Below are 26364 nucleotides of genomic sequence, written 5' to 3'. Positions count from 1 at the left end.
TGGTGTTGCTGGTTACATAATACGCACGGTCTTCGTCAGAAGTCAATACCGCGCAGAAAAAAACTTAAAATCCGCTTCCCCCTTGACCGCTAAATTATTTAATCCTTTACTCCCTTAATCCCTCACCCGTGGGCCTTATCCGTTAAGCTCAGTCCGCTGCAACCGCAGAATAATATCCCCTACTTCTTCCACCGTATGCGCAATAAAATCCGCTCCGGCCGTCGATAATTCCTCCTCGGAACCATAGCCGAACAACACGCCCACAGAGGCTACGCCGCAGGCTTTTGCCCCAATAATGTCATGCTCCCGGTCCCCGATCATCAGCGACTGCGCAGCAACAAGATCGTTCTCGTCCAGTACATGCTGAATCACCTCGCGCTTCTTCGAGCGTGTCCCGTCCAGATTGCTGCCTGCCGCATACTTGAAGAACCCGTCCAGCTCATAATGGCGCAGAATCTGCTCAGCGAATACAATAGGCTTGGAGGTCGCCACATACAGCTCGAACCCCTTGACCCTCAAGCTCTCCAGCAGCTCTGGAATGCCTGCTATCACATGATTCTCGAACATCCCCAGCGTCCGGTAACGCTCCCGGTAGAACTCCACAGCCTGTGCCGCTGCCTCCGCCGTGAAGCCCTGAATTTCGATAAACGAATCATATAGCGGCGGACCTATGTATGGAATCAGCAAGTCAGGATGCTCCACCTCGATGCTGAATTGGTTAAGCGCATACTCCACGCTTTTGGTAATGCCTTCCTTGGGGTCAGTCAATGTGCCGTCCAGATCAAATAAGATGTGCTTCAAGCTGTCCTTCATCTCTCCCGGATGCTCCCTTCGTGTGCAATTGCTATCTATCATACCTTTCTTCCTGTTTATTTTCTATAGATTAGCCTTTTTAGTCTTTTTGGATTGAATAGACATGTGAAAGAGCCGGTTGCCTGCTTATATTCAGGACCGGCTCTATATGCGATAGCTCTCATTTGCTGATGATTGAGGAAGCTGCGCTGCAGGAAGCCATCGGCTCCATACTTACCAGCCCACGCGGATAATCAGGCCCTTAGGGTCACCGACTTCCAGATAGGCTGCCTGGCCGTTAACATCGTCATACGGGAAGCCATAAGCCAAGCCGCTGATGCTGTGATCATGCCAGAATTTCGCATAAAAGTTCGCAGGAGCCGCATTGTAATAATTCGCTACGTTGTTCCAGTTGCTAGTGGTGTAGACATGGCGGTTGATCGCAGCGGAAGTGGCGGCATCGATTAGCGAACCGTCATTGCGCAGAATATCCTGGGTGCTATAGCTGGAATACCCTGCGAAGTAATTCGCATTGGCTCCACCGGCTTTGAATGATCCATGGACTGGAGCAATAATACGGTAAGGCGCCTGATCGGTTGCCAGCGATTTGAAGGCGGACGGAACTTCATTCTGGTATTTGGTGAAAATGCCGGCCCGTGTCTCCGATTCCAGCTCGCCAACCGTCTTGTCATAACCGCCGGACAAGCCTACCAGCCGGTGCTGGACCGGGAAGCCGAAGGCATCTACACGGGTCGTATTTCCATGGTAGCCTGTAGCATCCACCGTGAATTCAACGAAGTCGAAATAGAGATTACGGTTAGGATCGGTTGGATTATCGATATCCGGTCCGGCAAAGCCATCGTCATAGGTCTTAATATACAACGGCGTGCCAACACTTAGGAACATGCGGCCGGAGGTGATTTTGGGCAGCGTTACCCAGTTGGTCTGGCTAACCGTATGATAAATATTGGCATAGTTGACCCCGTTCTTGGTCAGATGGCCGGAAGCATTATTCAGCGCATTCGAGATCGGAATGAGATTGCCGCTAAGATCCAGATAACTCCATTTGCCGTTAGCCGGATTGATGCCGATGACGCCCCAATAGACCTGGTTATCGGGGTAAGCGCCTCCCGTTCCGTTCATGACTTTGACAGACACGGAGCCTCCCGGCGGTGTCGGAATAGAAGAGGCAGCGATAGAATAGATGGAACCGGAAGATCCGGAAGGCGGAGTAGTCGGCGCTGCAGTGGGCGCGGTTCCCGCAGTGTAGTTGAACCAGCCGGTATCATAAGCCGGAGTCCCATTGTTGTAGGTGAAGAAGTACGAGAGTGCTGTGCCGCTGGCGACGCCTGTAACCACCTGCTCATAACGCGATTTACCGTTGTTATAAGTCATTCGGTAGTTTAGCTGGGTTCCCGAGTTCACCTTGTAATGCACATCGGTCCAGCTGGTACTGACCGTAGATTTGAACCAGATGGTAGCTGAGGTTCCCGACAGATCTACCCCTTGGGTATAATCAGCTGCGGCTGCTTTGGAATTGAACAAAGGCAGGCAAGAGAGCAGAAGCACGAACGCAAGCATCGTCATTAGCCATTTTTTGGACATTCTTAGATTCCTCCTGAATAATATTGGCATTGCAGTACTTCCCTTCAACTACAGGAGCTATAGAGCATTCTGTATTTCGCTAAGCTGCTTATTCTATCCCCTGTTCCCTCCTCTCTCTTCCCGCCTGCATCAGAACCAGAATTACCAATGCTTGTATCCGTTTACAAATATGATTATAGTTGCACAATCGGCAATTGAGTAGGCACGGAATTTCGGATTTAGGTTCCCATATTTTGGTTTTTGGTATAATGATCTATAGCTTAACCCGCAGGATGCTGCAAAAATAGCAAAAAGCCCTTAATTCCCAGATGCCTGGTCATTAAAGGCTTTTGTAGGCTTCCCTCTCGTATTCACTATTCCCAGTGCTGCGAAATAAAGGTATCCCGTCCGGATTGCTCACGGTCCTCTTTATAATGCTTCGGATTCTTCTTATGATAGTCCTGATGATAGTCTTCTGCCGGATAGAATACCGGCGCAGGCAGAATCTCCGTCACCACCGGAAGCTCGAATCTGCCGCTGACTGCCACCTGCTCCCGGGAAGCCAGTGCAGCCAGCCGCTGCTCTTCCGTATAATAGAATACCGCCGTGCGGTACTGCGTTCCCCGGTCCTGAAACTGTCCGCCGTCATCCGTCGGGTCAATCTGCGGCCAGAACAGCTCCAGCAGCCGCTCGTAAGGGAATAATTCAGGGTCATAAGTGATCTGAACCACCTCATAGTGACCAGTTGTACCGGTCTTCACCTGCTCATAAGTAGGGTTCTCTACCGTTCCTCCGGCGTATCCCGATACAATCCCGTGAATTCCGGGAAGCTCTTCGAACGGCGTAACCATGCACCAGAAGCAGCCTCCGGCAAACATTGCCTGTTCCATAGCCATACTCCCACTCCCTGTCTCTCATCTGCTGACTCTTGTTAAACCCTGTACTGAAGATAAAGCCTAATGACCTGAAAGTCAATTTGATCGCTAGACCTGATTGCCCTTAGATAACTTAATGAATAGAATGTTTATTCTATTTATAGTTCAGAAAGAGAATAATTAAACTTCAAGTATGTTCGGAATGGAAATTCCTTTTTGCAGAATAATGACTAATAAATAGCTTTCTTATTGTCTGTTTCACCACAAAATCTATCTTTTTGATACTTGAGAGTAGAATACATATTCTTTTAATTGACAATTCCTTGCAGGAGTTGTACTATTTTATAGAATGATTTTTCCGTAACGAGGTGTAATGATGGGTAAACGCGATGATATTCTTCAGGCAACCCTTGATTTGATTACTGAAGAAGGCTTACAATCTGTTACTTTCGCCAAAATATTCAAGAGGGCCAATGTAGGCTCCAGCACATTCTACCATTATTTCGAGAACAAGGAGCAGCTGGTCAATGAGTTGTACTATAAAGTCCGCATACATAAAAATGAGTTCGTCATGAATGGCTATGACCCCGGCTTAACCATCTATGAGCGTGTGAAGAGCCTTCTGAAGAATACGGCTAACTATTCGCTTCAATACCCCAAAGAGGTTGATTTCACAGAGAACTATTGCTCCTCGCCCTATATTTCCGAGGACTTGCGGAACACGCCGGCTCCCTCAACCTTAGAGATATTCGCCATCATTGAAGAAGGACAGCGGCAGGGAATCATCCGGGAAATGAATGTTTGTCTGTGCTATCAGCTGATCTACGGGATATTAATTGCTGTCATCAAAGGCTACTTGGACGGAAAATATCCCCTTAACGAGCAGCAGATTCAGCAGTCCATTGAAGCCTGCTGGCTTGCGATTAAGCTGTAGCGGCTAACACGAATAAGGCCATCCCTTAAGCAGAGCTCTGCATAAGAGACAGCCTATTCCGGCATCAGCCGGTTGATGAATGCTAGACCTGAGGGACCAGATTCCGGCTGCCCGAGGACTTGTAGATCTCTGCAATCAGCGTGAGCGCTTTGATGCCCTCAGCACCGTCAATCCAGAACCTGCGGCCTTCACGGATGTGGGCGTAGAAGTCATGAATTAACCGTGAGTGCCCGGTGCCCCAGTACGATTTTCCGCCGCTGCTGATGCTCTGCGGCTCACAGAGCAGCGTCTCCTGACCATCCTTCCACAGATACAGGCTGTCCCGGCGCTGCTGCAGGGTCCCTTGCTCGAAGACCAGCTCCAGCTCCACCGGCGAATTGGCCTGATATGCATTGGTTCCGTAGAAGAGCCCCCGCGCCTTGTTTTTGAAGTCGATACACGCATGTGCACTGTCCTCGACCTCAATAACATTGTTCAGCACATCGGTGCTTACACTGCCTTTCACGGAAGCGATGTCACCGCCGAACCATTGCAGCAGATCCAGGGTATGGATAGCCTGATTGATCAATACCCCTCCGCCTTCCGTAGCCCAGCGGCCTCTCCATGGACTGTTCGTGTAGTACTCCTCAGTCCGGGTCCATGTTACTAATCCCTTCATGCAGAGGAGGTTACCCAGGCTGCCGGAATCGATTACTTGTCTGATCCTCACTGAAGGTTCATTATAGCGGTTCTGGAATACTACACCCAGCTGTCCCGGAGCCTGCTCCGCCGCCTCCTGCATCAAGCGGGCCGAAGGCACATCCAGCGCCATGGGCTTCTCGGTTAACACATGCTTGCCCGCCTTCAGCAGCTCCACCGCCATTCCGGCATGCAGATGATGCGGCGTGCAGAGATGGACGATGCCGATATCTGCACGCTCCAGCAGCTCCCTGTAATCCGTCAGGCCTTCACATTCGTAATCCTGAGCGGACTGCGCCGCCTGAACAGGATCACTGTCCACCACGGCTACCAGCCGCGTATTCCGGGTGGAAGCAATGGCTCTGGCATGCAGCGGGGCAATCGCCCCGCAGCCGATAATCGCTGCTCCATTGGAATTCATCTTAACCACCTTCCGATCTTCTGATAGCTGTAATGCAACTATTTGAGCGTATCCGGGGTCAGATTCACCGCTTGCCGCTGCGCCTCCAGACACAGCTCAGCCGCCTTGAACGCATGTTCCTGCGTCATCGCCTTCTCCGTCCGTTCCAGGCAGTCCAGAATCAGCTCACCGAAGAACGGGAACCCGATCTTCCCGGCCACATGCTCATAATGCTCGCCCTCGCCGTCTACCCAGTAGACATGGTCCGGTGTGCTGGAGCGGCCGATATCGCTGTATTTGCGCAGTTCAATATAGCCTTCCGTGCCGAGAATGATCGTCCGGCCATCGCCCCAGGTTCCGAGCCCAGCCGGAGTGAACCAGTCCACGCGAAAATACTGCGTAGCCCCGTTATCCCCAACCAGCGTAGCATCCCCGTAATCCTCCAGCTCCGGGTAAGCCGGATTGTTGTAGTTGGCGACCTTGCTGTGAAGTACCTTGGCATCGCGGCAGCCTGCATAGAAGAGGAACTGTTCAATCTGGTGGCTGCCGATGTCACAGAGAATGCCGCCGTATTTGTCACGCTGGAAGAACCATTCCGGCCGGCTGGGTGCATTTAACCGGTGCGGCCCCAGTCCCATCACCTGAAGCACACGGCCAATCGCCCCCTGCTGCACCAGCTGACCGGCATAGACAGCGCTCTCTACATGCAGTCTCTCACTGTAATACGTCATGTATTTCCGCCCCGTCTGCTCCACTTGAAGGCGTGCTGCCGCGAGCTGGTCCAGAGAAGTGAACGGAGATTTGTCCGTGAAATAATCCTTCCCGTGTGCCATCACCCGCAGACCGAGCGGACCGCGCTCCGAAGGAACGGCCGCCGCTGCTACGAGCCGGACCTCAGGATCTTCAAGAATCTCTTCAGCAGAGCGTGCGGCTTTGACGCCGGGATACTTGTTCAGGAATGCTTTTACCTTCTCGGGATCTGGATCGTATACCCACTTCAGCTCGGCACCCGCCTCCACCAGCCCGTTGCACATCCCGTAGATATGCCCATGATCCAGCGCCAGCGCGGCGATTACGAATTCACCCGGTCCCACCACAGGCTTCGCCTCATGTACCGGGGCATACATCATTCCATCCTTGCGGCTCATGCTTGCACCTCCAATCTGGAATGCAGATGCCGGAGGCTGATCTCCAGGCTCTCGAACGGATCACGCTGGCACACATCCTGCTCCACGATATGCCATTCCACCCCCGTCTTGCGGCAGGCATCAATAATCGCTCCATAGTTCATATTGCCTTCGCCGATCTCGGCAAACACAGCCTTACGGTTCAGAATAGTCATATCCTTGAAATGCACGGCCTGCATTCTGCCTTCCACCTTGTGAATCCACTCTACAGGATCTCCGCCCCCCGCCTGAACCCAGTACAGATCCAGCTCGAACCCGAAGACCTCCGGATCACTGTCCTGCAGCAGCACATCCATACCGGTCAGACCGTCAAAACGTTCAAATTCAAAATCATGATTATGATAAACGAATTGCAGGCCATACTCTTCCTTAAGTGTCCGTGCAATGCCGGAAGCCAGCTTGGCGAAGGTGCGGTAGCCCTCCTGGCTGGTCTGATATTCCGCAGGCAGCGAGCCAAGACCGATGTATTTGCAGTCCCACAGCTTATGCTCTGCTGCGAGCGCATCCAGATCATTCACCAGCCGGTCCCAGGGAACATGTGTCGCACATATTTTCAGATTAAATTCATCCGCATATTCCTTCACCAACTTAGGGTCCATGGGACCGATCCCGGAGATCTGCACAGCCTGGTACCCGATGCTGCTCACCTTCCGCAAGCTCTCCCGCAAGGCTTCCGGCGTCTGGGTATATTCACGCAGGGTATACATTTGGGCGGCAATCGTTGAACGGTTCATTGTATTCATCCACTCCTAGATAAGTTTAATTGGCGTAAGAGAGTAAAGTTAATCTAGTGGGTACCCGATACATCAAGGGCTTTCTGGCTGACCGGAGCTTTCTGAAAAGTCGAATTCTCCACCTGCTCCATCAGCTTCTCATAGAACAGCTCGCTGTCGATCGGCAGGTCCACCCAGTTGTCGGTCCACGCAGACAGATACATGGCATTGGACAGGGTCAGCCCGTGAATGCCCTCTTCCCCCGGAGCCAATAGCGGCTCATCATGCAGAATCGCATTGGTGAAGTTACGCAGAATCCCCTTATGCTGCTCTCCATTCCCGGAGTCCACCGGAATCTCGCATTTCCAGCATTCCGGCGCTCCGAAGCCCCCGGTATATTCCGCATTGAACTTCGGCTCAGGGGTGCGAAGGCGGAAGAAGGTCAGCGTGCCGTCTTCGATGACGATTTTACCGTTGTCGCCTGTAATCTCGAACCGGTTCGTCCCCGGCGCTTCCCCTGTAGTCGTGATGAACAGCCCGGTTGCGCCATTCTCATACTCCACATAAGCGGTCACATCATCCTCAACTTCAATATTCCGGTACTTCCCAAACTGGCAAAAAGCGCGTACCCGCTTAGGCATCATTCCGGTAGTCCACTGCCAGAGATCAAGCTGGTGCGGGTCCTGGTTCAGCAGCACTCCGCCGCCTTCCCCGCCCCAGGTCGCCCGCCAGCCGCCGGAATCATAGTAGCTCTGAGAGCGGTACCAATTGGTGATAATCCAATTCGTGCGCCGGATCTCTCCCAGCTCCCCGGACTGAATCAATTCTCTCAGCTTCTGATAGAGCGGATTCGTCCGCTGGTTATACATAATGCCGAATTTGCGGTCAGACTTCGCTGCGGCGTCATTCATCTGCTGTACTGCCTTCGTATAGACACCGGCAGGCTTCTCGATCAGAACATGCAGCCCGTAGCCCAGCGCTTCAATCGCCAGCGGCGGATGATCATAATGCGGGGTGGCAATCATCACCGCATCAATGATCCCGGACTTGAACAGCTCCTCCGGCGACAGAAAGCGCTGCACATGATCCGGCAAATGCTCCTCTGCCCATTCCAGCCGCTCAGGGCTGATGTCGCAGACGGCCGTTAGCTCGGCCCCCTTAATATCACTCAGCAGACTCTGTGCATGGGTCCGCCCCATACCCCCTACGCCAATAATTCCATAACGTACCTTATCCATCTCCCATTCCCTTCCTGAAACAGTTTATGTTATGAGGATAACCCTATTTGCCGGTGGAGGCCATGACTGTAATTAAGGTATATTTGTATAATAATAAGATGTATTGGATAAATGGAAGCGTTATAATAGCTTTATAGCCTTATTTGAAGGAGCCCTGATATGAATATGACTGCGAAAGGCAATGGTAATTTGACCGGACGCCTGCTGCACAACCTGACGGTTACCGTTACCCATGCCCAATTAACCAGCAGATATCCGGGATGGAACCGGACGAATGAGACCCCTGCCTTCAACCGGCTCTACTACATTGATTCCGGCGAAGGCAAGGTGATTATCAACGGAGTGGCGTACTATCCGAGACCCGGACAGCTGATGATTATGCCCGCAGGCTCTACCCAGACCACGGATACTTCACGTGATGATCCTTATACACGCTACTATTGCCACTTCGATGCGCAGATTGGGGAATGGCCGCTGTTTCATTCGGCGAATAAGCTCTACATCTGTGATGTGCCTGATCCGGAGGCTACTAGGACGATGTTCGCGGAGATGATTGAATGGTTCCAGGATACCGGCTTCCTCGCTACCCTGCGGACGCAGGCCGCGCTGCTTACGCTGCTGTCCCTCTGTCTGGAATCGGGGGGCTATAGCAATTTCCTTGACGATCTGACACATACGAGCGACCAGGGCAAGCTGGCGAATGTGCTGGGCTACATCGATCAACGGTTAATGCGGCCGCTGACGGTCGAGGAGCTGGCAGAGCGGGTCCATCTGCACCCGAACTATTTCATTCCCTACTTCAAGAAATTCATCGGCGTTCCGCCGATGCAGTACGTCCAGCTGAAACGGATGGAGCTCGCGAAGAGGCAGCTCTCCTACACCGATTTCAGCATCTCCAGTATCGCCGAGCAGGTCGGCATGGAGCTGGCCCACTTCTCCAAGGTGTTCAAGAAGTCAACCGGCGTATCCCCGTCTGCTTACCGGAGCAGTACGCGGTAGAATGCACCGGAATTATCAGAACATAATCATCCTAACGGATGGATAAGCTTACCTTCGCGCGAACACAATGTATGCTGCATTGGTCCATATTCCGCTGTAACGGCCAATTGTAATCGGTTTTTCGATTACATTCGGCCTACGCGGCGCCCAGAGTCCAATTGTGATCGGTTTTTCGATTACATTCGGCTTACGCGGAGCCCACAGTCCAATTGTAATCGGTTTTTCGATTACATTCGGCTTACGCGGAGCCCACAGTCCAATTGTAATCGGTTTTTCGATTACATTCGGCTTACGCAACCCACCCGGTCCAACAGCATTCGCCTCCTGTTAAAATATGTTAAATGAATGAACAGACGACATTCTGTTTTAGGCACGCTGCTCATTTTTATGTTGGTGTTGTGCGTTGAACGACATTATTCCTGAACAATTAAAAAATCAGCACGCCTCTCTAAGAGACCTGCTGATTTTTTAACGCTGTGTCAATCGATGGATGGTATGCCGCGCTCCTGCGCTCTACTTGATCCCGAAATACGCATCCGCATTGTTGTAGCATATATTCTCAATTGTCCGGCCGATTAAGGCATAATCTCGCGGCAGGTCCCCCTCTTCCATCCACGTGCCGAACAGGTTGCAGAGAATGCGCCGGAAGTATTCATGACGCGTGAAGGACAGGAAGCTTCTGGAGTCGGTCAGCATACCGACAAAAGGACTGATCAGCCCGATGCTGGATAGCGCCTTCAATTGTTGCAGCATACCCTCCTTCTGATCATGGAACCACCAGCCGGAGCCCATCTGCACCTTGCCCTTGATGCCATCGCCCTGGAAGTTACCGATTGCGGTGGCGATCATCTCATATTGCGAAGGGTTCAGCGTATAGACGATGGTCTTCGGCAGCTGTCCGCTGGCATCCAGCTCATTCAGCAGCGCGTTAAGACTGCGGGCCATATTGAAATCCAGAATTGAATCGAAGCCGCTGTCCTTGCCGATTCTACTAAACATCCGTGCGTTGTTGTTGCGCAGCGCTCCGATATGCAGTTGCATGCTCCAGCCCCGCTCATGATAGAGCCTGCCTAATTTGATCAGCGTATGGCTTTGGAACTTCTGCTCTTCCTGCGGGCTGATCTCTTCCCCTTTGAAGGCCCGGGCGAAGATGTAGGCCGCTTCATGCTCTGTAGACTGGGCATGCGGCAGCTCACCGAAGGCCTGATCCGACAGCCGGCAGCCATGCTGATGGAAATAATCGATCCGCGCCGTCACAGCCTGGAGGAATCCGGAGTAATCGTGGATTTCAAGACCGCTCGCCTCACCAAGCAGACCTACGTATCCGGTGAACCCTTCATCACGGATATTCAGCACCCGGTCCGGTCTGAAGGTCGGAGCAACCACCGTCTCAAGTGCATGATCCTTCTTAATCTGAATATGATGCTCCAGTGAATCAATGGGATCATCCGTTGTGCAGACCACATCGACATTGAGTTTTTTGAGAATCCCCTGCGTAGTCAGTTCATCTCCCTGAAGCTGCTCATTGCAGCGTTCCCACACACTCTCCGCAGTCTCCCCGGAGAGCAGCTCGTCGATCCCGAAGTAGCGCTTCAACTCCAGATGAGTCCAGTGGTAGAGCGGATTGCCCACCATCTCAGGCAGGGAACGCGCCCAGACCATGAATTTGTCTTTGTCCGGCGCATTCCCGGTAATTAGCTGTTCGTCAACGCCCAGCCAGCGGAGTGCCCGCCACTTGTAATGATCCCCGGATAAGGCGAGATCTGCGATATTGCGGAACCTGCGGTTACTGCTGATCTCCTGCGGATTCAGATGACTGTGGAAATCGTAAATCGGCATTGCGGCGGCATAATCGTGATACAATCTCTGTGCACTTGGACTTAACAGCAGCCAGTCGTCATGAATAAAAGATGAGGTACTCATATTGTTCTCCAGCCTCTCGTCTGTGATATTGGTGGGCCACGGATACCGTCCTTAAGCGGACAGCAGGAGCTTATGCCCATTCGCACTACCATACTACCATACTTGTATGGTAGTATGGTAGTGCTTACATTAATCGATAACAGGAGGGTTACACGATGGAATATACTATCGGTACACAAGCACTCTCCACAAGGGACATCGTGTATCGTTCACTGAAGAATCAGATTCTGCTGCTGGAGCTGCCGCCCGGAACCGGGATTTCGGAGAAGGAGATTTCGCTGAAGTTCAGTGTCAGCCGCACTCCGGTCCGTGAGGCCTTTGTCCGTCTGGCCCAGGAGGGCCTGCTTGCTGTATACCCCCAGCGGGGAACGGTGGTCTCCTTGATTGATTCCGAGCTCGTGGAAGAAGCCCGCTTCATGCGCGAGCATCTGGAGCGGGCAGTCATCCGGGAAGCGTGCAGCGCCTTCCAGGCCAGGAATCTTATCGATCTGAAGGCTAATCTGGACAAGCAGAAGCTCTGCATCGAGGATCAGGACTATAAAGAAATGTTCATGCTGGACGAAGAGTTCCATCATGTGATTTTTATGGGCTGCAATAAAAAGAATACCTGGGAGGTCATCCAGCAGATCAAGGTTCACCTGAACCGCAGCCGGATGCTCAAGCTCACGGCAGATCACAACTGGGAGCATCTGTACCGGCAGCATTATGGTCTATATGAAGCCATTGAGCAGCATAATATTCAGCAAGGGGATCAGCTTATGCAGGAGCATATGGCCCTGACGATCGCCGATCAGGAGATGCTGATGGAGAAATATCCGCAATATTATAAGCAAAGATCCGCAGACTGATATAACCTGACGCAAGATCATACTTTCACCAAGAAGGGTTGGATCACTATGTCCGAGTTGGCATTACAGCCTGCACTGGCAGGCAAGACCGCTGTAATTACCGGAGGAGCCGGAGCCCTCTGCAGCGCTATGGCGCTGGAATTGGCCCGGCAAGGCGTGAAGGTCGCCATCCTGAACCGTACGGAGGCCAAAGGGGCAGCTCTGGCTGCACAGATCACTTCCGGCGGCGGCCAGTCCCTGGCCTTGGCCTGCGATGTTATGGATGCCGGGAGTGTCCGGCAGGCAGCGGATGAGATCCACAAGCAGTGGGGTCCCTGCGACTTGTTGATCAATGGAGCCGGTGGCAATCAGTCTTCGGCGATCACCACCAAGGAGACCTTAGAACCGGGAGACCTGGAGAATCCCGATGTCGTCTCCTTCTTCGATCTGTCCGTGAGCGGCTTCCGCACGGTTCTCGACCTCAATCTGACCGGAACATTAATTCCAACTCAAATCTTCGCCAAGCAGATGCTCGGACGCCCCGGAGCAGCGGTGATCAACATCTCCTCCATGAGCGCCGCATCGCCACTCACCAAGGTTCCGGCTTACAGCGCGGCCAAGGCAGGCATCAACAACTTCACACAGTGGCTTGCGGTTCATCTGGCAGAGTCCGGCATACGGGTGAATGCCATCGCCCCCGGCTTCTTCGTCACTGCACAGAATGAACAGCTGCTGAAGAACCCGAACGGTGAACTAACCGAACGTTCGCTCAAAATCATCTCCCAGACCCCGATGCGCCGCTTCGGCACACCGGAGGATCTGCTCGGCACCTTACTCTGGCTGGCCGATGAGCGCATGTCCGGGTTCGTAACCGGGGTAACCATTCCCGTAGACGGCGGGTTTATGGCCTACTCGGGCGTGTGAAGGCATTCTGCAGCGGGAAACCGGCATTCCAAAAAACTGAACCCCGTCCCCAGGGTTCAGTTCCAATTAATTAAGGCTATGCGCTTCAACCAGCACGCCTTCCTCCAGATGCAGCACCCGGTCGCACCAGTCCAGCATTCGTTCGTCATGAGTAACCATTACAGCAGCCTTGCCTTCGCTCCGCACCTCGTCGGCGATCATCCGTACCACTTCCCGGCCACGGCTGTAATCCAGGCTGGCCGTTGGTTCATCGGCGAACAGAATGGCCGGCTTGTTCATCCAAGCCCGGGCAATCGCCACCCGCTGCTTCTCGCCCCCGGACAGCTGTTCGGGGTAATGGTTGCGGCGTTCCCAGATCTCCAGACGCTTCAGCAGATAGGCGGCACGCACCTTCGCTTCCTTCGGGCTGAGCTTAGCCAGCTTCGCTACATAGAGCAGCTGCTCCTCTACCTTCAGGAACGGCAGCAGCTGCGCACTTTGGAACATGAAGCCGATTTTTTTTAGCCTTAGCTCCGTCAGTGCCCCCTTGTCCTTATCACGCAGCGATTCGCCGTCGAGGAGAATCTCTCCGCTGGTGGGCGTAAGCAGCGCACCGGCTGCGGAGAGAAACGTGCTTTTCCCGGAGCCGGATGGCCCCAGTACTGCTATGAATTCGCCTTCGTTCACCGTAAGATCCAGATGGTTCAGTACGGTCATCGCCCCGTCCCCATCCCCGTAAGTCTTGGTTACCTGCTTCATCACTAATTTCGCACTCATGCTCCAGTCCTCCCTATCGCTTCCAAGGCATCCACCTTAGCTACTCTTGCTACCGAAATTAATGAGCCCAGCAGGGACATCCCTATGAACAGCAGACTGGTCATCGCCATCGTCTGTCCGTCCAGCTCAAACGGCATCGTGTCGGGCAGGCCCATATTCATCCCAAGCGTAAGCAATATGCCCAGCACCAGACTGGCGACAGACAGCAGCATCACTTGACCGATTACACTCCAGGCCAGATAGGACATCTTGGTCCCCATCGCCTTCAGGATACCGAATTGGCTGGTCTTCTGGATCGTAATGACATAGAAGAATACAGCAAGAACTACTGCGGCAATCACGAACAGGAACACAATCATCATCAGCAGCGAATTCTGCTCGGCGGAGTAACCGGGAACACTGGAGATCGCCTGCTTTTGCGTAATTACCTCTACGGACTGTAGCTGATCTGCAATCTGCCCAGCTTGAGCCGCCGTTACATCCAGCGCGATCACATTGTACGGGGCATTGGCATTGCCTGAACCTCCGCTTCCCTGAACCGTTCCTTGCTTCATCGCCTGCCAGTCCAGCTGGTTGATATAGACCACCGGAGTATGGCTGTAGGAGCTGTCCTTCACGAAGCCGGTAACCGTCCAGCTCATGCCGGAAGCCTGATCACGGATCGTACTGCCAATTGTAACGCCTGACTGTTCCAGCTTGGAGTCTGCAACCGCGCTGCCTTGAACCTCATTGGTGAATCCTGCGCCTTCTATGACCCTCGGAGCCAACATTCCCGTCATATCTACGGCAAAAAAAGTAATATCCGCCTTAACCTCCGCACCGGCAGCTGTAATTGTACTGGTCTGTACCCCCAGCGGAGTCGCGTTCGCCTCTCCGGCTACTGACCGGGCAGCCGCAAGCTCCGTATCCGTTAACTGTGAACGCCTGAAGGTATGATCCGCATCGCTCTGCACGGCAAAGTAATTGGCGGGCATATTTTTCAGCGCCGAAATGTTGGCATAAGCAAGACCTCTAGCCAGGCCGGTGACGAACAGCACCAGGAACGAGACCAGCAGCATAATCACCATAATGAGACTGTAGCGTGCTTTGGAGTGCCTCATCTCCCGAATTGCCAAGAACATATAACCACTCCTTCTAATCTGTATATCCACAGTTTAGAGAGTGAAGATGAACGGAGTATGAATAAAGAATTACACTATATAGATTGAACTAAACGGTATTATGTTTTGGGAATGCCGTGACTCCAGAGAAGTTTTGGACTTCCGGCCGCTGTTGTATTTGAATTTCCTAATTGAACCGCTCTTCGCGGTAGAAATTCAAATACAAAGGCGGTCGCTACCGCTCCTCCAGTTCCAAAATTCCCCTCCGCCACTTTTCCTTTAACTCTAAATATTTAGATCAATCTATATCGTTAGGGTCGCAGGGCAGAGTGACAGTGAACGTAGTTCCCTCCCCTACTGTGCTCGTAACCTCGATGGTTCCGCCATGCGCCTGGACGATCTTTTGGGCAATAGCCAGCCCCAGCCCGCTACTGCCTGGCTCACGGGATCGCGACTGATCCACCTTGTAGAACCGGTCGAAGATCATCGGCAGCTGCTCTGCCGGAATGCCCGCACCGTTGTCGGTCACCGTTACAATACATTGTTGGCCCTCCACATGTGCTGCGATACTGAGGGTCCCGCCCGCCGGGGTGTATTTGACCGCATTTGTCACCAGATTCATCCACACCTGATAGAGCAGATTGGAATCGCCCGTAAGCGTGATATCTCCGGCATGCATCCGTACTGCCAGTTCCTTCTCCGTAAGATGCCACTCCATAATCTGAATCACCTGCCGCAGCTGGGCGCGCAGATCGAAGCTTCTTTTCTGCAGGGCATGCTCGTCATAATCCAGCGAGGACAAGGTGAGCAGCTGCGTGCTGAGCATAGATAACCGCCGGCTCTCGTCCCCGATAATTGACAGATACTCTTGGCGCTGTGCTTCCGGTAGAGTACTGTCCTGGAGCGCATGCGCAAAGCCCTGAATAGAGGTTAATGGCGACTCAATCTCATGCGACACATTGGCGACAAACTCCTGTCTTGCCCGGTTCGTACGTTCCAGCTCGCGGCTCATCGTCATGAAGTGGGAAGCCAGTTGGCCGATCTCGTCGCGGCGGGCGGTGTAGAGCTTGATGTCATAGCGCCCCTTTGAGATTTTGAGCGTGGCCTCGGTCAGCCGGGTAATCGGCCGCACCACATGAAATACCGTAATCAGCATGAACCACAGGCTTAGCAGAATGATAACCGCAATAATCACGACAAAAAAGATCCGCAGCTCCCCGAACTGCACCTGAGCATCCGGACGCATGAACAAGGCATAGGTCTCTCCGTTAATATGGACCGGCACCCCAATGGAATTGCTGAGCTGGTTATCGAAGAACCCTGTCACGAACAGCTGGCCGGGGAAATTCCCCACCCCATGGTAGATCTCCCCGTCCAGCACTTTGCGGAGCGCCTCGTCCTTGAGGTCATTTTTGCGGAAAGGCAGGCCGTAGAAGCGTTCCTCTCCATCGGCATTGACCAGATACATTTTGTACCCCAAGGAAGCCGTACTCAGAAGATACTCTTCCACCGCATCCGGGTGGTCCTCGATGAACTGCTGCAAACCTATGGCCATCCGGGTCAGCTTGGCGTCATTCTTCGGCTTGACCTGAGATTGGTAATACAGGTTGGAGACCAGAAATCCCAGCACGCTGCTGATCATAATCACCGAGCAGAAGATAATACTCATCCGTACATAGAGCGATCTCATGCGTTCACCATGTCCACTTTGTAGCCAATTCCCCGGACCGTGCGGATGACAAAATCATTCTGGTATTCACTGAACCGCTGACGCAGTCGCTTGATATGCACATCCACCGTCCGCTCATCCCCTTCGTAGTCCGCTCCCCAGACCAGCTCAATCAGCTCACCACGCGTGAACAGGCGCCCCGGATATTGGGCCAGCTGGGCCAGCAGCTCGAACTCTTTCACCGGCAGCAGCAGCACTTCCGTCCCGTCACTGATCTCGTAATTCTTACGGTCGATCACCAGCGAATTCAGACGAATCCGGTCATCTGAAGCGATGGAATAACGGCGGAACAAGGCCTTGATGCGAAAGATCAGCTCCTCCGGTTCAAAAGGCTTGGTCACATAATCATCCGTCCCGTGCAGATACCCCTGCTCCTTATCGCTGAGCTGCTGACGGGCCGTCAGCAGAATGACGGGAATATCATAGTTCTCCCTTATGTATGCACACAGCTCCAATCCGTCCATATGCGGCATCATCACATCTACCACCGCCAGATCGACCGTCTGCTCCTTCATGCGTGCCGCCGCTTCCAGCCCGTCTCCGGCTTCTATCGCTTGATATCCTTCTCTGGTAAGAACATGCCGCAGCAGTGTGCGGATATGAACATCGTCGTCAGCTACCAGTATCTTTTTCAACTTACATACGCTCCCTCCGGCTTGCCTGATCAATGTCATCATACTATAAAAGGCAGAATGCTGTCCCTCAGCGGGGTGACCGGTCTGCCCATAAGCCGCTCCAAATCCCCGGAGGTGGAAGCCGTATCCAGCTTGCTCATAAAAGCATAGATCCAGTGCTGAACTCCGTCATCCTGGCGGTGCACCACCGGCTTCCCGGCAACCTCTGTCAGAACCTCAGCCAGATCGCCAAAATCCCAGGTCTGCGGAGCGGTCAATTCATAGATACGGTTGCCTGCTCCCCCTTCGCCAAATACAGCAGCAGCAGCAGCCAATGCAAGGTCACGGCGGCTAGCCGAGTTAAACTTCCATTCTCCCGGTGCCGTCACCAGCTCTCCGCTGGAGAGGGCTTCCTTCAGCCCCAGCACCCCTACGAAATCAATATAAAGAGCATTGCGCAAAAAGGTGTATTCCAGCCCGGACTCTATAATCGCCTGTTCCGTCAATGTATGCACATTATCCGGCTTGCTCTGATCTGTTCTCCGCCCTGAGAATGCAAAACCAGTATATAGGATATGCCTCACACCGCTTCGTTTGGCCGCATCAATCACCCGCTTATGCTGGGACAGACGAACATCATCATCCGTATGCGAGCTGGAGATCAGCAGGAGCCGGGAAATCCCGCGAAAAGCTTCATTCAGTGTTTCCGGCAGATCATAATCCACCTTGCGGACTTCAATTCCCTGCTCCCGGATAAGAGAAGCTTGCTCCACACTTCTTACTCCGGCAATGATTTGCCCTACAGGGATGCGGCTACGCAGATTCTCCAGAATCAGACTTCCCAGTTGCCCGTTTGCTCCCGTAATCAATATTGTCGTCATAGGCGATAACACCCTTTCCTTATTGGAATCAGATTTCTTCACATATCCACCGGCATATTCCAGCTGCTTTATATAATCTCTGTCTGCGGGCAGCCTCCCGGCATGCGGAACATTCCACACCTTCTATCCTCTACTCAGCTTATTCAGCAGCTCCAGCAGCAGCTGCAGCTCCGGCTCATCCAGCCGGTTCATTACCGCCGCAACTGCTTCCCGGTTCCCCGGCAGCTGTTCCATCAGGAGTCGCTTACCTGCTCCGGTCAGCGAAATGACTGTCTTACGGCCATCCTGTGCGTGAGCCGCCCGCGTAATATAGCCGTCCTTCTCCAGCGGAGTCAGCAGCAGGCTGATATTGGCTTTGGTTACCGCGATTCGCTCAGCAAGCAGCGAGGGCAGGATCGATCCCCCGTGCTTTGCAATCTCGACCAGTACGCGGATTCTTGCCCCGTTCAGACCCTGCGCCTGCCAGTATTTCTCGGAGACGGCCACAGTGCCGGCAGTCGCTCCCACCAAGGCGAAAAAAACCTCATTTTCAAGCGGCAGCTCAAGCACAACCTTTTGTAAATCATCCATTAGCAGTCGTCAACTCCATTTAGTTAATAGCTTAACCATTTCTACAGATAGATTAGCGGATCCCGGCAGGAATGTCAAAAGAAAATGAATAACTCCTCCATAACCCGACAAAAAAACCCCTATCCTCCCTAAGGAAGGTAGAGGGTTCAATCCTGCCACATGCAGGTTTCCGTTAGATCAAAACAGGCTTAGCCGCAGGTGACACCTTGTCTGCACCAAAGCTCATGCTGCCATCCAGCACAAGTTCCAGCCTAATCAGCTCTGAGCGGCTGGCCAGCCGGATCGGCGGTCCCCAGGTTCCGTAGCCGGACGAGACAATGACATGCAGCTTGTTTTTGAGCAGATAGCCCCAATCCAGTTCGAACAGGCGCCGGGTAATCCAGTGATTCGGTGCAATCTGCCCCCGGTGGGTATGTCCTGACAGCAGCACATCCACTCCAGCCTCTGAAGCGATCCCGAAGCCAGTCGGCTGATGATCCATCATCAGGATCGGCTTGCTGCGGTCCACTCCATGTAGAAGAGTCTCCACGCTGAGCCGTCCACCCTCCATGTGCTCGGCAGTCTTGTCTTTGCGCCCGACCACGTAGACTCCCGACGTCTCCACCACTTCATCCTGTAACACCTGAATGCCGACACTCCGCATAACCTCCGTATACTGCGCAATCGAGCCGCCGTAGTATTCGTGATTCCCCAGCACGGCGTAGACTCCATAACGTGCCTTGAGCTGCTTCAGCTGCTGCTCCATCCCATTACGGAGAAAAGGCTCAATGCTGTCATCCAGCACATCCCCGGCCAGCAGAATGATATCCGGGTTCATCGCGTTCATCTCCCTGACCATTCTGCGCAGATGGCGGTTGCCGACAATGTTGCCCAGATGGAGGTCGGAGGCTACTGCTACCGTCAGCGGAACGCTGGTTCCGATGGATTTTGCCACCTTAAGCCGGTGGGTCCGCACCACAGTACTCCAGGCATTCCGCGATCCCCAGATCAGGAAGATTGCGAGCAATACCAGCACTGTAGTCCCGGCTTCCGTTACGAATGCGGAGAGTCCTACGCCTGCAAGCACCAGCACACCATAGAGCAGATCGGTCAGCGGCAGCATGATCACGGCGAACTCCATACAAGCCAGATAATAAGAGCCAATCACCTTGAACAACCTGCCTACCGGTCTCAGCGCCTGCGGCAGCGGCACCCGGCCAATCATATAAGAGAAGGAAATGACAAGAAAGATAGTCCAGTACGCAGCAGTATTCATCCCCGGCAGCCATGCCTGGAGCAATACGGACAGATGCCATCCAATGTAGACATTCACCAGTCCAAGCACCAGCACCATGACCGCAGCCCCGGCCAGCATCCGCATGTTTTTCACTTCATTCCACTCCCTTAAAGTAAGTTTCTATACGATCTACTTCAAATCATAACACAAAGTATTCACCAGGTATAAACTGTGCCGTCAACCTGTGATAAACCTGAGTTCCCCTTGGAAAAAAAGGAAAAAGAAAGACAGCCCTGCGGCTGCCGTCCATGGAATGCTTAAATTAGTGATACGTAGTTAGTAGTGTGTAACTGTGTGCAACCAGCTGAATTAGACCCTTCGCTTTTGCTTATTGTCTCAGTCCCTTAATGTCTTCAACCGATAAGCCGGTGGCTTCGGAAATGGTTTGCAGGTCTATGCCACGATCCAGAAGCCTGATAGCTATTTCTCTGCTTGACTCCGCTCTACCCTTTTCTTCAGCACTTTCAATACGGGAATGCTCATCGCTCAGCGCCTTCATTCGGGCATCATAAGCCATTCGCGCTGCCGCGTCCTGACTTAGAAACTCTAGTGTGTCCATCGCTTTTTTCAGCATAGGTTCTCTCTCTACTAACGCTTCTACCATTCTCCGTCTCGTCTCGCCCAGCCGTTCCCCTGCTCCGTCCGGGCGCAGCGGTTCTCCCCACAGTAGCCCGTCTCCCTCATACCGGGGAAGCACATGCATATGATAGTGGGTCAGATCGTTGAATTTACCGCCGTCGGCAATGATTCTGATCCCGTCCGGCTGGTACAGATATTTGAGCAGCGCGGCGAGCTTCTGTGAAGCCTCCATAACAGTATGTGCAGTCTTCGCATCCATCTCATCGACGTCCCAATAGTGCTTTTTCGGCAGAATCAGGGTATGCCCTTCATTGAAGGGATAGATATCGAGTACACAGGTGATATATTCATTCTCATAGACGATATTCAGGCCGGGTTCCACCCCGTTCGCAATTCTGCACCCCAGGCAATCCATGATGTTCCTCCCCCTTAAACAAACTGAATACTATAATAATCAGTTTTTCGATTACATTCGGCCTGGGTAGAGCGCCCAGTCCATTTGTGATCGGTTTTTCGATTACAATCGGCCTACGTAGAGCGCCCAGTCCAATTGTAATCGGTTTTTCGATTACATTTGGCTTACGCGGAGCGCCCAGTTCAAATATGATCGGTTTTTCGATTACATTTGGCCTACGCAGAGCGCCCAGTCCAATTGTGATCGGTTTTTCGATTACATTTGGCCTACGCGGCGCATCCGGTCCAAGCAGCTAATATAAAAAAAGAAATGCCTTACAGCATTTCCTTGTTCCCGATCATTCAGTTAGACCGCCCGGTTGCCCTTGGCCGCGATGCATTCACCGATTAGCTTGTCGCATTTGTGAATGTGATTGATCAGCCAATCCGTCAGCGTCCGGTTCAGCTTGATCGTGGATAACACGGATACGCCCTTGGTCTTGATCGTCTCCTCCAGTTCCAACACCGTTTGCACGAATTCAGCGTGTGTCTTCTGATGCTCCGTCAGCTCCGGGAAGTCGATATTCTTCATCAGCTGCTCTTCACTGCCGAAATGCTCCACGGTGTAATCCTTGAGGAACCTCAACGTCTCTTCGATCTTTTCTTTGCCCTGCTGGTTGCTGCAAGCGTCAAAAAAGTCGTTCAGCTTCACCAGCAGCTGCCTGTGCTGACAATCAATCTTTTCTACTCCGATATCATACGAATCCTTCCAGCTAATCATAGGCTCACCCTGTCCTTTGCCATAAACACAATAGTCAAAATATAACTAATTGTCTGCTTTTCCCTATGAAAGTTCTATTAAGAACATCACAAGGCAGCGTTGCCGGACAGAAGGGCATTCTCAAAATAAATTCCATTCCCGGTTATACCGGTACAGCTTCGAGGGACGGTGTCCTGCATCCCGGGTGCTCTGATCCGTCTCGATGACCCGCTCTGCGATTTTGCGGCGGAAGGCGGCGGCGAGCAGCTCTTTGCCGAGGATAATCTCATACACGCGCTGCAGCTCGGACAAGGTGAACAACGGCGGCATCAGATTGAAGATAATATCGGTATATTCCGCCTTGCCGCGCAGACGTTCGATGGCATACTGCACCATGAGCAGATGGTCAAAAGAAAACCCCGCGCTGCGCACGATCTCACGGCTGACCTGTCGGACATGCCCTTGAATAGTCTCGGTAAGCTTGACCACCCCGCTTAGCTTCTCCTGCTCACTCTCCAGTATAATCTCCACCAGTGTCTCCTGACGGACGTCCTGCTCCAGCACCTCGCGGCGGGTCTCCAGAATGTGGTATGAGATGTCGAACCAGGCGGCTGCGGCTGCATCATCCCCTGCCTGTACGTCCAGAGCCTTGCGGTCCACGAGCGCCATGTAGGAGCAGCTGATCACCCTCATCCGCGGATCACGGTCTACATCGCCCCAGGTATACAGCTGCTCCATGTAGATATTATCGATATTAGTCTCGCTATACAGCTCCCGGCGGGCTGCTTCCTCTACGCTCTCACTGATCCCTACGAACCCTCCCGGCAAGGCCCACTGTCCCAGAAAAGGATGCTCCCCGCGCTGAATCAGCAAGAGCTGTAAGGACTTATCCGCCAGCTTGCGGTAGTTATTCTGCTCCTGCTCCATCACGGTGAAGATCAGCATATCGACGGTGACAGACGGACGTTCGTAGTTGACCGCATTATAATTCTGCAGGAATTGCTCCTCGTTCAAGCCGTTAGAGTCGGTTACTGGTTGATTTGGCATGGATATTCTCCTTGTCTTTAATCAATTAATAGGATTCGATTGTTAATAACATATTGATATTATATACATGTTAATGGAATGCGGGCAAGTCCGGGCCAGGAGGATGAACGTTTTCCCAATACAGCACAAAAAATCGCCCCACCCGAAAGCAAGGCAATTCATGTAGCCTATTCTTGTTGTGCACCTGTTGATCACATCGGTTCGATATGGACAAGTACGGTAGAGACCTGATGACGGTCCTTAAGCTGATCTTCGATCTCCTCCGTAATATCGTGACTCTGCACCACATTCAGACTGGAATCCACCAGTACTGTAGTATCGACCAGCACATTATTACCGTGAATACGGGCTTTGATATCCTTAATCGACTCCACACCTTCAATCTCAGCCACCGTCTGCTTCATCAGCTCAAGCTTACCGGCATCGAAGCCGTCGGTGAGGTCATGTGTAGCTTTGCGGAAAATATCCCAGGCCGTCTTGCAGATCAGCAATCCGACAATCGTAGCTGTGAGCGGATCTAACCAGGGAATGCCGAACTGTGAGCCGATAATACCAACGAAGGCTCCCATGCTGACCAGCGCATCCGAACGGTTATCCTGTGCCACTGCATGCATTGCATTGCTGTTGAGGTTGCGGGCAAGCCTGATGTTGTACCGGTAGACTGCGATCATAACCACAGCACAGGCAGCTGCCGTCCATGCGGCAATCAGATCAGGGGTCTCCAGCGCAGGCTGAATGAATTTGTTCACACCCTGATAGAGCACTTGAAAGCCTACAGCAATCATGATAAAAGAGGCGACCAGTGCGGCAACTGTCTCTGCTCTGAAATGACCATAGCCATGGTTCGAATCCGGGGGTCTGCGGGAAATCCGAAGTCCGGTCAGAATGGCCAGGGAAGCAATAATGTCGGTGCTGTTATTCAGCCCGTCAGCCAGGAGTGCCTGAGAGCCTGACACCGTTCCTATGAATAATTTGACGGCAGATAAGAGTATGTATGCTAAAAGACTTAGCCATGCTCCTTTTTCACTTTGTTTGATATCGCTGTAATTTTCCAAGAAAAAGGACCTCCAAAGATTAGTATTGTTCCATACTACACGCTGACTTACGGGTGGGTCTAGAGAAACAGTGTTGCCGTACAGCGCAAGAGTTAACCCCGCTAAATAGAGTTGGCAATCCGGAAGTAAGTTGCGGCTCCCTACATTCTTTGCCCTTGTTCAACTTTGCAGCTTATCAGCTGCTGACAGGCCGTGTAACTTTTCTCGCAAAACGTAGTCTAAGTATATGAGGACCCTGGGTCGGCGCACACAAACAAGCGGCTTCCCCTCTTCAGGAGAATGCCGCTAAGCTTGCGTATGATTGGTTACCCTAGCTGTCCTCTACTCCGCTGGCGGTGTAAATGAACGTCCTGCAAATTCTGCATCCAGCATATAGAAGGCATTGCTGTCGGTTTCGATCCGTTTGAGCTTGGCGATAATGTTGCTGAAGAGTGCCTCTTCTTCCACCTGCTCATCAATGAACCATTTCAGGAAATAGATAGTCGCATGCTCCCGCTCATCCAGGGCCAGATCCGCCAGATGATAGAACTTCTTCGTATTCTGCTGCTCATGGGCGAAGGCATGCTCGAACGCATCCAGCATGGAGCTATACTCATTGTTAGGTTCAGGCATCGCCGCAAGGGTGGCCCGGTAGTCCCGGTCATTCAGGAATTTGTAGATCTTCATGGCATGAAACCGTTCTTCTTCAGCCTGCACCAGAAAGAAATTGGCGAATCCGTCCAGGCTCTCACCGGAACAATACGCAGCCATCGCAAGATAGACATGAGCAGAATAGAATTCGAAATTCATTTGTTCATTAAGCGTGTTCATTAATTGCTCTTTCATTGACAGGTCACCTCATCCTATAGTATTGATTATGCTTGAAGCAGATCATATGTAATGTCTTATTCATTCTATCATCCTTATCCGCCAAACCGCAAACGAAAGGAAGATCCCCCTATGAAATGGTACAGCCGTCAAAAAATAAACAATACTCCACCCCGCCGTGCTCTCCTCCTGCTCGCCGCCTCCGCCTGCCTGCTGCTGGCAAGCGGCTGTGAGGGGAATGGAAATGCCGCTGCACAGGTTAACCCCGGCTCTGCCCCGGCAGCGGTGTCAGCCTCTCCGGCTGCCGCACAGACGCCAGTGCCTGTGGCAACCGAAGCCCCAGTGACACCGTCACCAGAGGCTTCAGCCACTCCTGACCCGGTCTCCCGGAAGCTCGCCGGAATGACTCTGGAGGAGAAGATCGGGCAGATGCTGCTGGTCGGCATCCAAGGCAAGGCGGCAGGAGCTGAAGCACGCAAGATGATTGCCGAAGATAAGGTCGGCGGAATCATTCTGTATTCTAATAATGTCGGCAGCCTCAAGGAGCTGGTGCAGCTGACCAACGCCCTGAAGCAGAGCAATGCGGGGAATCCCGCACCGCTGTTCATGAGTGTCGATCAGGAAGGCGGCAAGGTCAGCCGTCTCCCCGATGACTATGCCACCTTCCCATCGAACGCTGCTGTCGGCAGCGGAGATGATGCCGCTGCTGCCGGAACGATGGGCGAATTGCTTGCCAGGGCGGTGAAATCCTCCGGCTTCAATATGGACTTTGCGCCGGTGCTAGACATCAACAGCAACCCGGATAATCCGGTGATTGGTGACCGTTCCTTCGGCAGCAGCGCAGAGCTGGTCACCCGGCTCGGCATTGCCGAGATGCAGGGGTTCGAGCGTGAAGGCGTGATTCCCGTGGTCAAGCATTATCCGGGCCATGGCGATACCTCTGTAGACTCACATCTGGAGCTGCCGGTCATCAACAAGACAGAGGACCAGCTGGCAGAACTGGAATGGCTCCCATTCCAGGCAGCGATCAGGGAGAAGGCCGATGCTGTAATGGTGGCCCATATTCTATATCCGAAGCTCGACCCGGACAAGCCCGCCTCCCTGTCCCAAGTGATTATCGGCCAGCAGCTCCGCGGGCTGATGGGATACGAAGGGGTAGTCATTACGGATGACATGACCATGGGCGCAATCGTCAAGAATTACAGTCTCCCTGCTGCGGCAGTAGATACCGTGCTGGCCGGAAGCGATATCCTGCTTGTCGCGCATGAATACAAGAACGAGCAAGCCGTACGCGCCGCACTGCTGGACAGTGTCAAGAACGGCCGCATCTCCGAAGCCCGGATTGACGAGAGTGTCTACCGTATTCTGGCGCTGAAGGCCAAGTATCAATTAACAGACGAAGCGGTGTCCTTGCCGGATCTCGCCGGACTGAACAGTGATATCCAGGCTTGGCGTAAGCCGTATCAGCAGAACAAGTAGCTAACAAGCGGAGTCGGTACACTCTCAACCATTTATATACTTAGGGGAAGTTTACTCCACTAACCCTTGGGATGAACCGTCAGAGTTGGAAAAAAGGCACTTAATTAAGCCGAAACTATGCGCTGTGAGGAAGCAGTTGGAAAAAGTACATTTAATCCACCAAGCCCCATAATCTCAGCAGAATTCGGTCTGATTAAGTGTTATTTATCCAACTGCTATAAGTAATTGTTCCTGCGACCATAAA

General features: G+C 52.7%; 26 protein-coding genes. 5 read left to right on the top strand and 21 right to left on the bottom strand.

Annotated elements, in window-relative coordinates; translation table 11 throughout:
• Positions 1-135 precede the first annotated feature (135 nt).
• The 3 genes from MKY86_RS13805 to msrA all read right to left on the bottom strand — a co-directional run bounded on the left by MKY86_RS13805 (position 136) and on the right by msrA (position 3266).
• Positions 136-855, bottom strand: a complete 720-nt coding sequence (locus tag MKY86_RS13805) for an HAD family hydrolase (RefSeq protein ID WP_340827011.1) — start codon at positions 853-855, stop codon at positions 136-138.
• A gap of 171 nt (positions 856-1026) precedes the next feature.
• Positions 1027-2397, bottom strand: coding sequence for a glycoside hydrolase family 64 protein (locus tag MKY86_RS13800; RefSeq protein WP_076078022.1), 1371 nt, complete (start codon positions 2395-2397; stop codon positions 1027-1029).
• A 353-nt stretch (positions 2398-2750) separates the two neighbouring features.
• Entirely contained in the window at positions 2751-3266 is a 516-nt protein-coding gene (msrA, locus tag MKY86_RS13795) for a peptide-methionine (S)-S-oxide reductase MsrA (protein WP_076078192.1), read from the bottom strand.
• 358 nt (positions 3267-3624) lie between these two features.
• Between msrA and MKY86_RS13790 the strand changes: the two genes are divergently transcribed.
• A complete protein-coding gene (locus tag MKY86_RS13790) occupies positions 3625-4185 on the top strand; it encodes a TetR/AcrR family transcriptional regulator (RefSeq protein WP_340827010.1) in 561 nt (186 codons plus the stop codon).
• An 82-nt stretch (positions 4186-4267) separates the two neighbouring features.
• Here the strand turns inward: MKY86_RS13790 and MKY86_RS13785 are convergent, their stop codons facing one another.
• Genes MKY86_RS13785 through MKY86_RS13770 form a run of 4 tightly spaced genes read right to left on the bottom strand, consistent with a single transcriptional unit; the run spans position 4268 to position 8401 of the window.
• On the bottom strand, positions 4268-5284 hold the full coding sequence (locus MKY86_RS13785) for a Gfo/Idh/MocA family protein (protein WP_076078016.1): 1017 nt from the start codon (positions 5282-5284) through the stop codon (positions 4268-4270).
• Between the two features lie 38 nt (positions 5285-5322).
• Complete coding sequence (locus tag MKY86_RS13780; protein ID WP_076078013.1) at positions 5323-6411, bottom strand: Gfo/Idh/MocA family protein; 1089 nt, start codon at positions 6409-6411, stop codon at positions 5323-5325.
• A complete protein-coding gene (locus tag MKY86_RS13775) occupies positions 6408-7184 on the bottom strand; it encodes a sugar phosphate isomerase/epimerase family protein (RefSeq protein ID WP_076078010.1) in 777 nt (258 codons plus the stop codon). Before MKY86_RS13775 ends, MKY86_RS13780 begins: the two co-directional genes overlap by 4 nt.
• 53 nt (positions 7185-7237) lie before the next feature.
• Positions 7238-8401, bottom strand: coding sequence for a Gfo/Idh/MocA family protein (locus MKY86_RS13770; RefSeq protein WP_076078007.1), 1164 nt, complete (start codon positions 8399-8401; stop codon positions 7238-7240).
• Positions 8402-8560: 159 nt separating this feature from the next.
• Between MKY86_RS13770 and MKY86_RS13765 the strand changes: the two genes are divergently transcribed.
• Positions 8561-9400, top strand: coding sequence for an AraC family transcriptional regulator (locus MKY86_RS13765; protein WP_339256504.1), 840 nt, complete (start codon positions 8561-8563; stop codon positions 9398-9400).
• Positions 9401-9448: 48 nt separating this feature from the next.
• Here MKY86_RS13765 and MKY86_RS13760 read toward each other — a convergent pair whose 3' ends face one another.
• Positions 9449-9697, bottom strand: a complete 249-nt coding sequence (locus tag MKY86_RS13760; protein ID WP_340827007.1) for a hypothetical protein — start codon at positions 9695-9697, stop codon at positions 9449-9451.
• A 216-nt stretch (positions 9698-9913) separates the two neighbouring features.
• Positions 9914-11323 carry a glucuronate isomerase gene (gene uxaC / locus MKY86_RS13755; RefSeq protein WP_076078004.1) on the bottom strand — a complete coding sequence of 470 codons (1410 nt, stop codon included), beginning with the start codon at positions 11321-11323 and terminating at the stop codon, positions 9914-9916.
• Between the two features lie 155 nt (positions 11324-11478).
• Here uxaC and MKY86_RS13750 point away from each other — a divergent pair, with 155 nt between their 5' ends.
• Positions 11479-12171 (top strand): GntR family transcriptional regulator, encoded by a 693-nt coding sequence (locus tag MKY86_RS13750; RefSeq protein ID WP_076078002.1) that lies wholly within the window; start codon positions 11479-11481, stop codon positions 12169-12171.
• A 48-nt stretch (positions 12172-12219) separates the two neighbouring features.
• The gene (locus tag MKY86_RS13745) at positions 12220-13074 is read left to right on the top strand and encodes an SDR family oxidoreductase (RefSeq protein WP_076077999.1); all 855 of its coding nucleotides are present in this window, start codon (positions 12220-12222) and stop codon (positions 13072-13074) included.
• A gap of 66 nt (positions 13075-13140) precedes the next feature.
• Here MKY86_RS13745 and MKY86_RS13740 read toward each other — a convergent pair whose 3' ends face one another.
• The 12 genes from MKY86_RS13740 to MKY86_RS13685 all read right to left on the bottom strand — a co-directional run bounded on the left by MKY86_RS13740 (position 13141) and on the right by MKY86_RS13685 (position 24659).
• Positions 13141-13830, bottom strand: coding sequence for an ABC transporter ATP-binding protein (locus MKY86_RS13740; protein ID WP_076077996.1), 690 nt, complete (start codon positions 13828-13830; stop codon positions 13141-13143).
• Positions 13827-14951 (bottom strand): ABC transporter permease, encoded by a 1125-nt coding sequence (locus MKY86_RS13735; protein WP_076077994.1) that lies wholly within the window; start codon positions 14949-14951, stop codon positions 13827-13829. Before MKY86_RS13735 ends, MKY86_RS13740 begins: the two co-directional genes overlap by 4 nt.
• 277 nt (positions 14952-15228) lie before the next feature.
• Positions 15229-16620 carry a sensor histidine kinase gene (locus tag MKY86_RS13730; RefSeq protein WP_076077991.1) on the bottom strand — a complete coding sequence of 464 codons (1392 nt, stop codon included), beginning with the start codon at positions 16618-16620 and terminating at the stop codon, positions 15229-15231.
• Entirely contained in the window at positions 16617-17294 is a 678-nt protein-coding gene (locus tag MKY86_RS13725; RefSeq protein WP_340827002.1) for a response regulator transcription factor, read from the bottom strand. Before MKY86_RS13725 ends, MKY86_RS13730 begins: the two co-directional genes overlap by 4 nt.
• Before the next feature lie 38 nt (positions 17295-17332).
• Entirely contained in the window at positions 17333-18154 is an 822-nt protein-coding gene (locus tag MKY86_RS13720) for an SDR family oxidoreductase (RefSeq protein ID WP_076078187.1), read from the bottom strand.
• Between the two features lie 123 nt (positions 18155-18277).
• Positions 18278-18724 carry a MarR family winged helix-turn-helix transcriptional regulator gene (locus MKY86_RS13715; RefSeq protein ID WP_076077986.1) on the bottom strand — a complete coding sequence of 149 codons (447 nt, stop codon included), beginning with the start codon at positions 18722-18724 and terminating at the stop codon, positions 18278-18280.
• A 172-nt stretch (positions 18725-18896) separates the two neighbouring features.
• The gene (locus MKY86_RS13710; protein ID WP_340827813.1) at positions 18897-20084 is read right to left on the bottom strand and encodes a metallophosphoesterase; all 1188 of its coding nucleotides are present in this window, start codon (positions 20082-20084) and stop codon (positions 18897-18899) included.
• A 244-nt stretch (positions 20085-20328) separates the two neighbouring features.
• Complete coding sequence (locus tag MKY86_RS13705) at positions 20329-20994, bottom strand: HIT domain-containing protein (RefSeq protein ID WP_076077981.1); 666 nt, start codon at positions 20992-20994, stop codon at positions 20329-20331.
• A 345-nt stretch (positions 20995-21339) separates the two neighbouring features.
• Positions 21340-21753, bottom strand: coding sequence for a bacteriohemerythrin (locus MKY86_RS13700; RefSeq protein ID WP_083684810.1), 414 nt, complete (start codon positions 21751-21753; stop codon positions 21340-21342).
• Between the two features lie 120 nt (positions 21754-21873).
• Entirely contained in the window at positions 21874-22779 is a 906-nt protein-coding gene (locus MKY86_RS13695; protein ID WP_076077978.1) for an NUDIX hydrolase, read from the bottom strand.
• A 191-nt stretch (positions 22780-22970) separates the two neighbouring features.
• The gene (locus MKY86_RS13690; protein WP_076077975.1) at positions 22971-23834 is read right to left on the bottom strand and encodes a cation diffusion facilitator family transporter; all 864 of its coding nucleotides are present in this window, start codon (positions 23832-23834) and stop codon (positions 22971-22973) included.
• A 321-nt stretch (positions 23835-24155) separates the two neighbouring features.
• Positions 24156-24659: a ferritin gene (locus tag MKY86_RS13685; protein WP_036728710.1), complete on the bottom strand. Its 504-nt coding sequence runs from the start codon at positions 24657-24659 to the stop codon at positions 24156-24158.
• A 114-nt stretch (positions 24660-24773) separates the two neighbouring features.
• Here MKY86_RS13685 and nagZ point away from each other — a divergent pair, with 114 nt between their 5' ends.
• Positions 24774-26120: a beta-N-acetylhexosaminidase gene (nagZ, locus tag MKY86_RS13680; RefSeq protein WP_083684807.1), complete on the top strand. Its 1347-nt coding sequence runs from the start codon at positions 24774-24776 to the stop codon at positions 26118-26120.
• Positions 26121-26364: the final 244 nt, after the last annotated feature.

The sequence above is a fragment of the Paenibacillus sp. FSL R7-0333 genome, assembly GCF_038000365.1.
Lineage (GTDB): Bacteria > Bacillota > Bacilli > Paenibacillales > Paenibacillaceae > Paenibacillus_AQ > Paenibacillus_AQ silagei.
The sequence above is the reverse complement of the archived record's forward strand: the minus strand, read 5'-3'. Positions and strand labels throughout refer to the sequence as shown.